The following is a 13,582-nucleotide window of genomic DNA, read 5'->3' as shown; positions in this document are numbered from 1 at the left end:
GTTTCGCGGGTTCGGCGTGGGCCACGGGGGAACCTACGGCTCCGGATACATCCGCTCGATCAGCGGCGCGAACTCGCGCTCCACCACCGGCCGCTTCAGCTTCAGGCTCGGGGTCAGGTCGCCGTGCTCGACGTCCAGCTCCCTCGGCAGCAGCTCGAACTTCTTGAGCGTCTGCCAGCGCTGGAGCCCCGCGTTGAGCGTCTGCACATACTCCTCGATCAGCTTCCGCGTCCGCTCGTGCGCCACGATCTCGGCGTAGTCGCCGGTCAGGCCCTCCTCCTTGGCCCAGCCAAGCAGCGCCACCTCGTCCAGCGCGATCAGTGCCGCGCAGTACTTCCGGCCCGCGCCGATGACGACCATCGTCGACACGTAGGGGCACACGGCCTTGAAGCGGCCCTCGATCTCCGTCGGCGCCACATACTTGCCGCCCGACGTCTTGAACAGGTCCTTCTTGCGGTCCGTGATCCGCAGGTAGCCGTCGTCCGACAGCTCACCGATGTCGCCCGTGTGGAACCAGCCGTCCGGTTCGAGCACCTGCTCGGTCTGCTCCGGCAGCCCGTGGTAGCCCTGCATGATCCCGGGCCCGCGCAGCAGGATCTCGCCGTCCTCGGCCACCCGCACCTCGTTGCCCGGGAGGGCCTTGCCGACCGTGCCGGTGCGCAGCGCCTCCGCCGGGTTGACGAAGCTGGCCGCCGCGGACTCGGTCAGGCCGTACCCCTCCAGGATCGGGATCCCCGCGCCGCAGAAGAAGTAGCCGATCTCCGGCGTCAGCGCCGCGGACCCCGACACGCACCCGCGCATCCGGCCGCCGAACGCCGCCCGCAGCTTCTTGAACACCAGCCGGTCGGCCACCGCGTGCTTCACGGCCAGGCCCGTCGGCACGGACGCCTTGCCGGTGCGCCGGAAGCTCTCCTGCGAGACCCGGGCGTACTCGCGCGCCACGTCGGCGCTCCAGTTGAAGATCTTGAACTTGGCCGGGCCGCCCGCCTTGGCCTTGGCGGCGACGCCGTTGTAGACGCGTTCGTAGATGCGCGGGACGCCGCACATATAGGTGGGCCGCACCACCGGCAGGTTCTCGACGATCTTGTCGATCCGGCCGTCGACGGCCATCACATGGCCGACGCGGATGTGTCCCGCTATGAGCACCTTGCCGAAGACGTGGGCGAGCGGCAGCCACAGGTACTGCTCGTCGTCCGGCCGCACCACGCGGACCGCCTCTATGGCCACGCCCATGTACGACCAGGTGTCCTGGCTGAGCCGCACGCCCTTGGGGCGGCCCGTGGTGCCGGAGGTGTAGATGAGGGTGGCCAGTTGGTCGCCGCGGAGGGCGGCGACGGTGTCGGCCACCGCGTCGGGCTTCTGCTCCAGGTACCTGGAGCCGCGCTCGGCCAGCTCGGCCAGCGACAGCACCCATCCCTCAGGGTCGCCCTCGGCCGGCTCCACGCCCGTCGCGTCGATCACCACCACGTGCGCCAGATCGGGCAGTTCCTCGCGGCGCCCCCTGACCTTGGCGAGCTGGGCGGCGTCCTCGGCGACCAGCACCCGGCTGCCGGAGTCGGAGAGGATGAACGCGGTCTCCTCCGCGTTCGTCTGCGGGTACACCGTGGTGGTGGCGGCGCCCGCGCACATGATGCCGAGGTCCGCGAGGATCCAGTCGACGCGCGTCGTGGACGCGATCGCGACGCGCTCCTCCGGCCGCACCCCCAGGTCCATCAGCCCGGCGGCGATGGCGTCGACGCGTTGCACCGCCTCGGCCCAGGTGTACGTGCGCCACTCGTCGGGACCCCCTCCCGCCGCGGCGGCCGGGTAGCGGAACGCCTCCGCGTCGGGGGTGGCCGCGACCCGGTCCCGCAGCAGGTGCGCGACGGAAGGCGGGCGGTCGTCGACCGAGATGGCCGACGACGGTGCCGACGGCGTTGTCGACTGATTCTTGTCGGTCACGACTTCCTCCGAAGGCCGCGCTGGAACGGACCTGACTGACGAGTAACCCATGGTGGCGATCAGACTAAGGGCCAGGGCTCCCGTGCGTAAGGGGCCTATTTCTTGTTCTTCGCCTCGCCGCCGTCGGAGTCGGAGGAGAGGGCGGCGATGAACGCCTCCTGGGGGACCTCGACGCGCCCCACCATCTTCATCCGCTTCTTCCCCTCCTTCTGCTTCTCCAGCAGCTTCCGCTTCCGGGAGATGTCACCGCCGTAGCACTTGGACAGGACGTCCTTGCGCATGGCCCTGACCGTCTCCCTGGCGATCACGCGGGAGCCGATGGCGGCCTGGATCGGGACCTCGAACTGCTGCCGGGGGATGAGCTCCCGGAGCTTCGCGGCCATCCTGACGCCGTAGGCGTACGCCTTGTCCTTGTGCACGATCGCGGAGAACGCGTCCACCTTGTCGCCGTGCAGCAGGATGTCGACCTTGACCAGGGCGGCGGCCTGCTCGCTCGTCGGCTCGTAGTCGAGCGAGGCGTAGCCGCGGGTCTTGGACTTCAGCGCGTCGAAGAAGTCGAAGACGATCTCGGCCATCGGCAGCGTGTAGCGCAGCTCGACGCGCTCCTCGGAGAGGTAGTCCATGCCCTGCATCACGCCGCGCCGCGTCTGGCAGAGCTCCATGATCGCGCCGATGTACTCGCTGGGCGAGATCAGCGTCGCCCGCACCACCGGCTCGCGCACGTCCGCCACCTTGCCCGTGGGGAACTCGCTGGGGTTGGTGACCGTGTACTCGGTGCCGTCCTCCATGGTGACCTGGTAGACCACGTTCGGGGCGGTGGCGATGAGGTCGAGGCCGAACTCGCGCTCCAGGCGCTCCCTGATGACCTCCAGGTGCAGCAGGCCGAGGAAGCCGACGCGGAACCCGAAGCCCAGCGCCGCCGAGGTCTCCGGCTCGTAGACGAGGGCCGCGTCGTTGAGCTGGAGCTTCTCCAGGGCGTCGCGCAGGGCCGGGTAGTCGGAGCCGTCGATCGGGTAGATGCCGGAGAACACCATCGGCTTGGGGTCCTTGTACCCGCCCAGGGCCTTGGTGGCTCCGCCGCGCTGGAAGGTGACCGTGTCGCCGACCTTGGACTGCCTGACGTCCTTGACGCCGGTGATCAGGTATCCGACCTCGCCGACCGCGAGGCCGTCGGCGGCGGTCATCTCCGGGGAGTTGACGCCGATCTCCAGCAGCTCGTGGGTGGCGCCGGTGGACATCATCGCGATGCGCTCGCGGCGGCCGAGGCGGCCGTCGACGACCTTCACATAGGTGACGACGCCGCGGTAGGCGTCGTAGACCGAGTCGAAGATCATCGCGCGGGCGGGGGCGTCGGCGACGCCGACCGGCGGCGGGACCTGGCGGACCACCTCGTCCAGCAGCTCGGCGACGCCCTCGCCGGTCTTGGCGGAGACGCGCAGCACGTCGCCGGGGTCGCAGCCGATGAGGTGGGCGAGCTCGGCGGCGAACTTGTCGGGCTGGGCGGCGGGCAGGTCGATCTTGTTGAGCACGGGGATGATCGTGAGGTCGTTCTCCATCGCCAGGTAGAGGTTGGCGAGGGTCTGCGCCTCGATGCCCTGCGCGGCGTCGACCAGCAGGACGCAGCCCTCGCAGGCGGCGAGGGAGCGGGAGACCTCGTAGGTGAAGTCGACGTGCCCCGGGGTGTCGATCATGTTCAGCACATGAGGGGTGGCGTCCTCCGACGCCCAGGGCATCCTGACCGCCTGGGACTTGATCGTGATGCCGCGCTCGCGCTCGATGTCCATCCTGTCGAGGTACTGGGCACGCATCTGGCGCAGGTCGACGACACCGGTGAGCTGGAGCATCCGGTCGGCGAGGGTCGACTTGCCGTGGTCGATGTGCGCGATGATGCAGAAGTTGCGGAGGAGAGCCGGGTCGGTGCGGCTCGGGTCCGGCGCGTTCGAGGTGATCGCGGGCACGCGGGGTCCTGTCGGGTCATGGCTGAGGGGCGTTTGGTCCCTTCCATGGTCCCATGCGGACGGGGCGGCTTCCGATTGGGAACGGGGCGAGGGCCGCTGGTACGCTGGCCCACTGTGTCCGTTCAGGGCGCACTCCTTTTCTTTTCCCTCAGCTCCCCAGAAGGCTCATTCGTGGCGAACATCAAGTCCCAGATCAAGCGGATCAAGACGAACGAGAAGGCCCGCCTGCGGAACCAGGCGGTCAAGTCCGAGGTCAAGACGGCCGTCAGGAAGGCCCGCGAGGCCGTGGCCGCCGGCGAGTACGAGGCCGCCGAGACCGCCCGTCGCGAGGCCGCCCGCAAGCTCGACAAGGCCGTGAGCAAGGGCGTGCTCCACAAGAACAACGCGGCCAACAAGAAGTCCGCGCTCGCCGCCCAGGTCAACGCGCTCCAGAGCTGAACGAGCTGAAAGCGCCGGGCTCCTCCGCGAGCCCGTGGGCCGTCACGGCCCGGCGCGACACCGGTCCGGTCCGCGGCCCCTCTCTCCGCCCGGCCGGTGCGCACGATCGAGGCACCGCGCTGATCCCAACGTTCGCCACGCGGGTGCGGTGCCCCTCCGCGCGACCACTGACGTGATGGCCCCTGGCCGCCTCCTGGCGGCCGGGGCCTTCGTCGTTCCGCGGTCGCGCCGTGGTCGCGCCGTGGTCATTCCGCGGTCGTGCCGTGGTCGTGCCGTCCCGCCGGTCCGGGGCGGGGGGGCGTGCGGGAGCGCGCCTGGGCGCGCGGACGCACACGGGGCGAAAGGGGCGCTCAGCGGGAACGCGCGGAGGACGCGATGGCGACCACCGCCTTCTCCAGCGCGTACGCCGGGTCGTCGCCCCCGCCCTTGACCGCGGCGTCGGCGTCGGCGACGGCCCGGATCGCCCGGGAGACCCCGTTCGCCGACCAGCCGCGCATCTGCTGCCGCACCCGGTCGATCTTCCACGGCGGCATGCCCAGCTCCCGCGCCAGGTCGGCGGGGCGCATGCCGCCGGGCGCCGAGGCCAGCTTCCCGATGGCGCGCACGCCCTGGGCGAGGGCGCTGGTGACCAGGACGGGGGCGACGCCGGTGGCCAGCGCCCAGCGCAGCGCCTCCAGGGCGTCGGCAGTCCGGCCCTCCACGGCCCGGTCGGCGACGGTGAAGCTCGACGCCTCGGCCCGGCCGGTGTAGTACCGCGCGACCACTTCCTCGTCGATCGTGCCCGGCACGTCCGAGGCCAACTGGGAGCAGGCGGAGGCGAGCTCGCGCAGATCGCTGCCGATGGCGTCGACCAGGGCCTGGCAGGCGCCGGGTGTGGCGCTGCGCCCGGCCACGCGGAACTCGGCGCGGACGAAGGCCAGCCGGTCGGCGGGCTTGGTCATCTTCGGGCAGGCGACCTCGCGGGCCCCTGTCTTGCGGGCGGCGTCGAGCAGCCCCTTGCCCTTGGGGCCGCCCGCGTGCAGCAGCACCAGCGTGATCTCCTCGGCGGGGGAGGCCAGATACGCCTTGACGTCCTTCACCGTGTCCGCGGCGAGGTCCTGGGACTGCCGGACGACGACCACCTTGCGCTCGGCGAACAGGGAGGGGCTGGTGAGCTCGGCGAGCGTCCCTGGCTGGAGATCGCCGGGGCCGAGGTCGCGGACGTCGGTGTCCGCGTCGGCGGCGCGGGCGGCGGCGACCACCTGCGCGACGGCCCGGTCGAGCAGCAGTTCCTCCTGTCCCACGGCGAGGGTGACCGCGGCGAGCGCGTCGTCGGACCCGGTCGTTCTGGCAGCCATGGGCCCAGCATCCCACGCGCCTGTGACAGTGGGCAGAATGGCCGGGTGACCCCTGAGCGACACGTGCTGGTGCTGCCCGACCGCGACGCCGCGGAGGAGGTGGCGGCCGAGCTCGCCGAACGGCTCGGACTCGACGAGGAGCCGCGGCCGGTCAGGGAGGCCCTGGCCGGGGAGGACGACGCCGAGGACGCCCAGTGGCTCGTGGTCCTGGACGCCCTGCCCGCGGGGGAGGAAGGGGCCCAGGACGCCGCGGCCTCCCTGGACGCCGGGGCCCTGGCGGCGCTGGCCGAGCGGCACGACGGCTGGCTCGAACGCGGCTAGGGTGCGTCGTTCCCTAACCCGCCCGCGCCGCCCGGCGCTTGGCCCCCGCCGGGGCGCGGGGCACGGGTGTGCCGCGGGCCGGGATGCGGACCGTGATGTCGAGGCCCCCCTCCGGGCGCGCGACGGTGGTGATCTCGCCGCGGTGGGCCGTGACGACGGCGCGGACGATGGACAGGCCGAGCCCCGCGCCGCCGTCCCCCCGCGCGCCGTCGTGCTCGCCGCGCACGAACGGCTCCAGCAGCCCGGCCGCCGCGTCCGGGGAGACGTGCCGCCCCGTGTTGGCGACGCGCAGGAACGCCAGCCCGTCCACCCCGCCGGTGGTGACGGCGACCCGGCCCCCCGAGCGGTTGTACCGCAGGGCGTTGTCCACCAGGTTCCCCGCCATGCGCTCCAGCAGGACCGGCTCCCCGGCGACCGGCGCGGGCGACAGGTCGGTGAACAGCTCGACGTTCCGGGCCGCGGCCTCCGGAGCGGCGGCGTCGAGGGCGACGGCGGCGGCGCCGGCGAGGTCCGCGGGGAGCCGCCCGCCGGGGGCGGCCTGGCTGCGGGCCAGGGCCAGGAGCCCGTCGAGCGTGCGGCGGCTCTGCTCGACCGCGGCCCTGATGTCACCGGCCATGGTGCGCAGTTCCTCCGTGCTCGGCTTTCCGTCGAGGGTGACGTCGATGGCGGTGCGCATGGTGGTCAGCGGGGTGCGCAGCTCGTGGGCGGCGTTGGCCGTGAACAGCCGCTGGCTCTCCAGCGCCTGGTCGCGTTCCGCGATGCCGTGCTGGATGCGGTCGAGCATCCCGTTGACCGTGTCGGCCAGGCCGGAGAGCTCGTCCGCGGGCGCGGTGACCGGCACGCGCTCCGACAGGTCCTCCGCGGAGAGGCGCTGGGCGGTGGCGGAGATCGCCCGGATCGGCCGCAGCACCCGCCCGGCCACCAGCCAGCCGAGCAGGGCGGCCAGCACCGTCACCACCGTGAGCGCGATCGCGGCCTGCGTCAGCAGCGCGGACAACGTGTCCCCGCGCGCCGCCTCGGCGAGGTCGGGAAGTGCGGGCGGGGCGGGTGGCCCGGTGGCGTCGGCGGGGCCGGGCGCCTCCTCGGCGGCGGAGGGCGGCCTGCGGTCCAGGAGCCAGCGGGTCTTGAGGTCGCGCCGCATCAGGAGGTAGGTCAGCGCGGTCATCACCACGCCCGCGGCCAGCACGAGGGCGGTGTAGAGGAGCGCGAGCCTGCTGCGGGCGGTGAGCCGGAGCGGCCGGAGCGGCGGGCGGGGGAGGGTCAGTCGGCGGCGCACGGCCGGATCCGGTAGCCGGCGCCGGTCACGGTGGCGATGAGCGGCGGGTCGCCGAGCTTGCGGCGCAGCGTGCCGACCGTGATGCGGATGGCGTTGGTGAACGGGTCGGCGTGCTCGTCCCACACCTTGTCCAGCAACGTCTCGGCGCTGACCACGTCTCCCTCGGCGGCGAGCAACTGCTCCAGCACGCCGAACTCCTTCGGCGTCAGGTGCAGCAGCCGGCCGTCGCGCTCGGCGGTGCGCCGCGCCGGGTCCAGGACGACGCCGGCGGCGCGCAGCACGGGAGGGCGCGCGCGGGAGGCGCGTCGCACCAGCGCCCGCACGCGCGCGACCAGCTCGGAGAACGCGAACGGCTTCCCCAAGTAGTCGTCCGCGCCCAGGATCAGGCCCTCGACGCGGTCCTGGACGGCGCCCGAGGCGGTGAGCATCAGGATCCGCGAGGTGCCGCGCTGGGCCAGCGTCCGGCAGACGGTGTCGCCGTGCATCTTCGGCAGACCCCGGTCGAGGACGACCACGTCGTACGGCGTGACCGCGCACTTGTCGAGGGCGGTCACGCCGTCGAGCGCGATGTCGACGGCGAAGCCGTGCTTGCGCAGCCCGACCGCGATGTATCCGGCCAGGGGCTGCTCGTCCTCGACCAGCAGTACCCGCATCCGGTCAGGATTCCAGCCGGGGGATATGGGCCGTGTATGGAACGACGATCGGCCGCCGAGCGGGGGGAGCGCCGTAGAAGTGGCTGTCATGACAACGACGCGACGGTCGGTACTCGGCCTGATAGGGGCGGCCCCCGTGGCCGCCGGTGGTGTGATGGCGGTCGCGGGGAACGCGCACGCCGGGTCGGGGACCGGCTCCGTTCCCCGCGACCTGCGCCCGGGGGGTGCTCTCGACCGGCTCATCGCCGAACTGGCGGAACGGGACGAGTTCTCCGGAAGTGTGCTGGTGGACCACCGGGGGCGGACCGTTCTGGCCCGCTCCCATGGGATGGCCAACAGAGAGGAGTCGATTCCGAACGGACCCGATACCGCGTTCATCCTCGGCTCGATCAACAAGATCTTCACGTCGGTCGCCATCGCTCAGCTCGCCGAGCAGGGCGCACTGGGCTACGGCGACACGCTGGGCGCCCGCATCGGCGGCTTCCCTCCCGAGATCGCGGAGAGGGTCACGCTCCACCAGATGCTCACCCACACCTCGGGGATGGGCGACTTCCACCGGACCGCCGCCTACCGGGAACAGTCCCCCGCCTGGGACAGCGCCGAGGAGGTGATGCGGGGGATCACGCAGATCGTCAGGGAGTTGCCGCTGGACTTCGAACCGGGCACGCGCGCGTCCTACAGCAACTCCGCCTACCACGTCCTCGGGGCCGTGGTGGAGGAGGTCTCGGGGGTGCCCTACCACGACTACATCCGGGACCGCGTCCTGGACGCGGCCGGGATGGACGCCAGCGCGTTCCACACCCGGACCCAGTGGCACGCGACGCCGGAGATCGCACGGCCCTACGCGCTCCAGAACGGCGGGGAACTGGTCGAGGTCATCGACGCGCACGGCTTCATCGGCACCCCGGCGGGCGGCGCCTTCTCGACCTGCGGGGATCTGGCGCGTTTCGCCAGGGCCCTGCTGGCCGGGGATCTGGTGGGCCGGGCCCACGCCGACCTGCTGCTCTCCCCCAAGCGCCCGTTCAACGCGGGGTCCGAGGGTGAGTCCGGCGGCGGGGAGTCCACGACCAGCGCCCCGGAGCCGGGCGAGATGGTGTTCGAGGCGTATGGCGCGCTCAGCTTCCTGACCGGGGGCCGCTGGATGATCCAGCGCGGCGGCGGCTCGCCGGGGGTGTCGACCAACCTCCAGTTCTTCCCCTCCGACGCGGGCTGGGCCGTGGTGGTGCTGAGCAACTACGGCGAGCGGGCGGCGACGCCCATCGCGGAGATGGCCCGCCGGATCCTCACCTCCTGAGGCTCACCGCCGGCACGAGGACCGCCCGCCCCGGCACCCGGCCCGTCCGCCTCGCCGGGCCGCCGGGCGCCGGGGCGGGCGCTCCCCTCGGCCGTGGGGCGCGAGGTCCTCCGCCGCCCCGCCGGGGTCACGCTGCGGGGGTCATGCCGCGGGGGCGACGTCGTGGCGGTCGGGCGCGGGCAGGTCGCGCAGCGCGGGTATGGGCGAGGGCAGGAGCCACAGCAGGGAGAGCGCGCCGCCTATGGTGCCTATCCACAGGCTGGGCCGCAGGCCGATGGCGGTGCCCAGCGCGCCGCCCGCGAGGGCGCCCAGCGGGCGGAAGCCGTGGTTGAGCATGCGGTAGGCGCCGGTGATGCGGGCCCGCATGGCGTCGGGCATGAGGGCCGCCTGGAGCGAGCCGCCGACGATGTCGACGAGCATGACGCCGACGCAGGAGAGGAATTCGGCGAGGCAGAGCATGCCGATCACCACCGGCATGGGGCCGTCGGCGAGGGGGATCAGCATGAGGGGCAGCGTGAAACCGGCGAACCCCAGCACGGCGGTCCTGCCGATGCCGAGCCTGCGCGCCACGGGTTCCGTGAGGACGACGCCGACCAGTCCGCCCGTCGCCCCGACGCCGAGTGCCAGGCCCAGCATGCCCGGTGAGACCCCGAGTTCGGTGGTGACGTAGAGGACGAACAGGGTGTGGAAGATGAAGTTGAAGAACTGGAGGGTGCCTGCGGCGGCGAACATGGCCCGCATGTACGGGTTCTTCAGGACCCAGCGCAGCCCCTCGGTGAAGTACCCCTTGGCGGCCGGAGCGGGCGGGGGCTCGGCCGGGGCGACGCGGGACAGGAAGCCCGCCGAGAGCAGGTAGGTCAGTGCGGTGGCCACCAGCGCGAACGGCGCGGTGAGGACGTGGACCATGACGCCGCCGGCGCTGGGGCCGCCGACGTAGGCGAGGGCACGGCTTCCGTTGAGCAGGGACTGCCCCTGCACGAACTGGCTGGTGGGGACGAGCGAGACGAACAGCGTGGCGTTGCAGACGTCGAAGAACACGGTCAGGACGCCGATGGCGAAGGCGACGCAGTAGAGCTGGGGGAGGGTGAGCAGGCCCAGGAGGTGGGCGAGGGGGATGGAGACGATCAGCAGCGCGCGGCCGAGGTCGGTGGCGACCATGACGCGCCGCCGCCGGGAGCGGCGGTCCGCCCACGCCCCGGCGGGGAGCGACAGGAGGAGGGCGGGCAGCAGCTCCAGGGTCTTCAGCAGGCCCATCTGGGCGGCGTCGGCGTCCAGGACGAGGACCGCGGCCAGGGGGATGGCGATCAGGGAGATCTGGTCGCCGACCAGGGAGACGGACTGGCCGGTCCAGTACCTGCGGAACGCGCGGTCGCGCAGCAGCTCCGGAACGCGTGCGGCGAGCCCGTTCATCCCGGGCCTCCTCCCGGCCTCTCCTGGCGGTGCCGGAAGGCGATGCGCAGGAAGTCCACCAGTTCCGCGCCCTCGGGCCGCAGCGCCGGGTCGGTCAGGCGGGGAGCGAACTCCTCGACGAGCTCCCTGATCCGGTCGCGCAGGGAGGTCAGCTCGGCGGCGGTGAGCCAGACGACCGCGTCGCCGAACTCCTCGGCCTCCCGCCACTCCCCGGGCAGCGCGTCGCGGGTCTCGATGGCGCGGGTGATCCGCTCGAACCACAGCTCGGCCACGGTGGTGCTCAGCGCCTTGGACGCCTCGGCGACGGCCGGGTCGTCGGCGTCGTCGGGCCAGGAGGTGTAACGGGCGGTGGCGCGCCAGGGCTTCTCCCGGCCGGTGCCGCCCCGGGCCTCATCCACCAGCCCGTACTTGGCGAGCATCCGCAGGTGGTAGGAGCAGCTGGCCACCGACTGGCCGGTGAGCTCGGCCGCCTGGGTCGCCGTCAGCGGCCCGCTCATGCGGAGCAGGCCGACCAGCCGCATCCGGGTGGGGTGGGTGAAGGCCCGCAGAGCCTGCGGATCGGTCAGGTGGACATGTGAGGTCGGGTCGTCGGGATCGGGCCGCGATCCTGGTCGTGGCCGCGGTCGCGGTCGTGGTCGTGGTTGTTCTGGGGTCTCCGCCATGATGTAAAGCTACCTTTAGAAAGAATGCTTTAGCAAGATACCTTTAGAAAGGAGTCTCTATGAGCCGTGCCGGGTGACCCCCCGCGGGCCGTCGCGAGCCGCCGTGACGGCAAGCGCCCCCTGGGTGTCGGTCCGCAGCACCGCGGCTCCCACCGCCTCCAGCTCGGCGACCGTGCCGGGTGCGGGATGGCCATAGCGGTTCTCCTCGCCGCAGGAGATCAGGGCCAGCCGGGGCCGCAGCCGGTCGAGCAGCGGCGCGTGCTGCGCAGCCGAGCCGTGGTGGGCCACCTTCACCACGTCCACCTCGGACAGCTCGGGACGCTCCGCCAGCAGCCGCCGCTGGGCCTCGGGTTCGAGGTCGCCGGGGAGGAAGAGGGTCAGCCGCCCGGCACGCACCAGCAGCGTGACGCTGGCGTCGTTCGCCCCGAACCCGGCGGCCCCGGCGTCCACGGGCGGCCAGAGCACCTGCCAGCTCAGCTCCTCGCCGACCCGGCGCCGCTCCCCCGGCGTGGCCGTCCCCACACGGACCCCGGCCTCCCTCGCCACGCGGTCGACGAACGCCGCCTGCTCGGGCGCCTCCCGCACGCTCGACGTCTGGATGGCGTCCACCGTCCGGCCCCTCAACACCCCCCGCAGCCCCCCGACATGGTCCGCGTGGAAGTGGGTCAGCACCAGCAGCGGAACGTGCCGCACGCCCAGGTCCCGCAGGCAGCGGTCCACGGCCGCGGGCTCGGGCCCCGCGTCCACCACCAGCGCCGAGCCCGCCCCGGCCGCCAGCACCAGCGCATCGCCCTGCCCGACGTCGCAGGCCACCAGCCGCCAGCCCGGCGGTGGCCAGCCCGTCAGCAGCCTGACCAGCGGCGGCGGCCGAAGCACCGCGACCAGCACCAGCAGCACGCAGAGCGCGGCCAGCCACGGCCGACGCGGCAGCCGACCGGTCAGGACCAGGACGGCGGGCATGGCCACCGCCAACAGCGCGGCACCGGCCCAGCCGCCGGGCCACGCCAGCTCGGCGCCCGGCAGCTCCGCGCCCGTCCTGGCGACGGCCGCGATCCAGCGCACCGGCCAGCCGGCGAGCCGGGCAAGGGCCTCGGCCACCGGCAGGGCCAGGGGAGCGGCGACCAGGACTCCCCAGCCCAGCACCACCGCCGGGGCGACGGCGGGCGCCGCCAGCACGTTGCACGGGATCGCCACCAGGCTGGTGCTCGCCGCGAACACGGCGATCACCGGCGCGCACACCGCGTGGGCCGCCGCGGCGGCCGCCAGCGCCTCGGCCACCCGCCCCGGGACGCCCCGCGCCCGCAGCGACCCGCTCCAGCGCGGCGCCACGGTGAGCAGCGCGCCGGTCGCCAGCACCGAGAGCAGGAAGCCGAACGACCGTGCCAGCGCGGGCTCCCAGAGGATCAGCAGCAGGACGGCCGCCGCCAGCGCGGGCAGCAGCGAACGGCGCAGCCCGGTGGCGAGGGACAGCAGCGCGATCCCGCCGCACGCCGCAGCGCGCAGCACGCTCGGCTCGGGGCGGCAGACCACCACGAAGGCCAGCAGCAGCCCGCCGCCCAGCACGGCGGTCGTGCGCAGCGGTATGCCGAGCCGGGCGGCGAGCCCGCCGCGCTCGGTGCGCGCCGCGGCCCCCGGACTCCCGATCAGCAGCGCCAGGACGATCGCCACCTGGCTGCCGCTGACCACCACCAGGTGCGTCAGACCCGTGGCCTGCACCGCCTCGTCCAGCTCCGGAGAGATGCCCGAGTCGTCGCCGATGACCAGGGCCGGGAGGAGCGCCCCCGCATCGCCCGGCAGCACCGAGGCGGCCTCCCGCAGCCCGTCCCGCAGGCGCCCGGCGAACCGCTGGCGCCCGCTCGGCTTCCCGGTCACCACCGGCGCCCCCGCGTCCGCCACGCGCAGCACCGCCGTCAGCTCCCAGGCCCGCCCCGGCATCGGCGGCGCGACCCCGGCCTCGACCACCAGCCGGGTCGAGGGCAGCAACCGCAGCCACTCACCGGCCCGTTCGGTCTCGGCGACCAGCAGGACCGGCGAGGAGAGGGACCGCTCGTCTCCCTCGCCCGCCCGGACGCGCGTCGCCTCGGCCGCCACCAGCACAGGCCGCGGCGCCCCCTCCCCCGCGCCAGGGCGGGGCCGCGCGGAGCGCGGATCGCCGGTCAGCGTCACCTCCACCGTGACCCGCCGCCCCGCCAGCTCGGGGAGCGGGCCACCGGTGACCGCGGCCCGGTGCAGCCCCGCCACCGCCGCCCCGGCCGCCGCGCACAGCAGCGCCAACGCCGCGGCCACCAGCAC

General features: G+C 73.5%; 11 protein-coding genes. 3 read left to right on the top strand and 8 right to left on the bottom strand.

From position 1 onward, the window contains the following. Window positions 1–33: 33 nt before the first annotated feature. Together ADY01_RS22945 and lepA are read right to left on the bottom strand one after the other, a co-directional pair. Window positions 34–1,941 carry an AMP-dependent synthetase/ligase gene (locus ADY01_RS22945; protein WP_234320362.1) on the bottom strand — a complete coding sequence of 636 codons (1,908 nt, stop codon included), beginning with the start codon at window positions 1,939–1,941 and terminating at the stop codon, window positions 34–36. A gap of 95 nt (window positions 1,942–2,036) precedes the next feature. After that, the gene (gene lepA, locus ADY01_RS22940; RefSeq protein WP_049576937.1) at window positions 2,037–3,899 is read right to left on the bottom strand and encodes a translation elongation factor 4; all 1,863 of its coding nucleotides are present in this window, start codon (window positions 3,897–3,899) and stop codon (window positions 2,037–2,039) included. A 171-nt stretch (window positions 3,900–4,070) separates the two neighbouring features. On the opposite strand from lepA, the gene rpsT reads away from it, so the two are divergent. Next, on the top strand, window positions 4,071–4,337 hold the full coding sequence (rpsT, locus tag ADY01_RS22935) for a 30S ribosomal protein S20 (protein ID WP_049576934.1): 267 nt from the start codon (window positions 4,071–4,073) through the stop codon (window positions 4,335–4,337). 350 nt (window positions 4,338–4,687) lie between these two features. Here rpsT and holA read toward each other — a convergent pair whose 3' ends face one another. Further along, window positions 4,688–5,674 (bottom strand): DNA polymerase III subunit delta, encoded by a 987-nt coding sequence (gene holA / locus ADY01_RS22930; RefSeq protein WP_049576932.1) that lies wholly within the window; start codon window positions 5,672–5,674, stop codon window positions 4,688–4,690. Window positions 5,675–5,719: 45 nt separating this feature from the next. Between holA and ADY01_RS22925 the strand changes: the two genes are divergently transcribed. Next, entirely contained in the window at window positions 5,720–5,995 is a 276-nt protein-coding gene (locus ADY01_RS22925; protein ID WP_078900521.1) for a hypothetical protein, read from the top strand. Window positions 5,996–6,008: 13 nt separating this feature from the next. Here ADY01_RS22925 and ADY01_RS22920 read toward each other — a convergent pair whose 3' ends face one another. Beyond that, complete coding sequence (locus ADY01_RS22920; protein ID WP_199826284.1) at window positions 6,009–7,271, bottom strand: sensor histidine kinase; 1,263 nt, start codon at window positions 7,269–7,271, stop codon at window positions 6,009–6,011. Beyond that, a complete protein-coding gene (locus ADY01_RS22915) occupies window positions 7,256–7,924 on the bottom strand; it encodes a response regulator transcription factor (RefSeq protein WP_049576929.1) in 669 nt (222 codons plus the stop codon). Before ADY01_RS22915 ends, ADY01_RS22920 begins: the two co-directional genes overlap by 16 nt. An 88-nt stretch (window positions 7,925–8,012) precedes the next feature. Between ADY01_RS22915 and ADY01_RS22910 the strand changes: the two genes are divergently transcribed. Continuing rightward, the gene (locus ADY01_RS22910) at window positions 8,013–9,218 is read left to right on the top strand and encodes a serine hydrolase domain-containing protein (protein ID WP_063784317.1); all 1,206 of its coding nucleotides are present in this window, start codon (window positions 8,013–8,015) and stop codon (window positions 9,216–9,218) included. A 141-nt stretch (window positions 9,219–9,359) separates the two neighbouring features. Here the strand turns inward: ADY01_RS22910 and ADY01_RS22905 are convergent, their stop codons facing one another. Genes ADY01_RS22905 through ADY01_RS22895 form a run of 3 tightly spaced genes read right to left on the bottom strand, consistent with a single transcriptional unit; the run spans window position 9,360 to window position 13,582 of the window. Then, window positions 9,360–10,628 (bottom strand): MFS transporter, encoded by a 1,269-nt coding sequence (locus ADY01_RS22905; protein WP_049576925.1) that lies wholly within the window; start codon window positions 10,626–10,628, stop codon window positions 9,360–9,362. Further along, window positions 10,625–11,290, bottom strand: coding sequence for a helix-turn-helix domain-containing protein (locus ADY01_RS22900; protein WP_078900519.1), 666 nt, complete (start codon window positions 11,288–11,290; stop codon window positions 10,625–10,627). Before ADY01_RS22900 ends, ADY01_RS22905 begins: the two co-directional genes overlap by 4 nt. A gap of 57 nt (window positions 11,291–11,347) precedes the next feature. Beyond that, window positions 11,348–13,582: a ComEC/Rec2 family competence protein gene (locus tag ADY01_RS22895; protein WP_053171114.1), complete on the bottom strand. Its 2,235-nt coding sequence runs from the start codon at window positions 13,580–13,582 to the stop codon at window positions 11,348–11,350.

Source organism: Streptomyces sp. SBT349, assembly GCF_001083795.1.
Classification (GTDB): Bacteria; Actinomycetota; Actinomycetes; order Streptomycetales; family Streptomycetaceae; genus Streptomyces.
The sequence above is the reverse complement of the archived record's forward strand: the minus strand, read 5'-3'. Positions and strand labels throughout refer to the sequence as shown.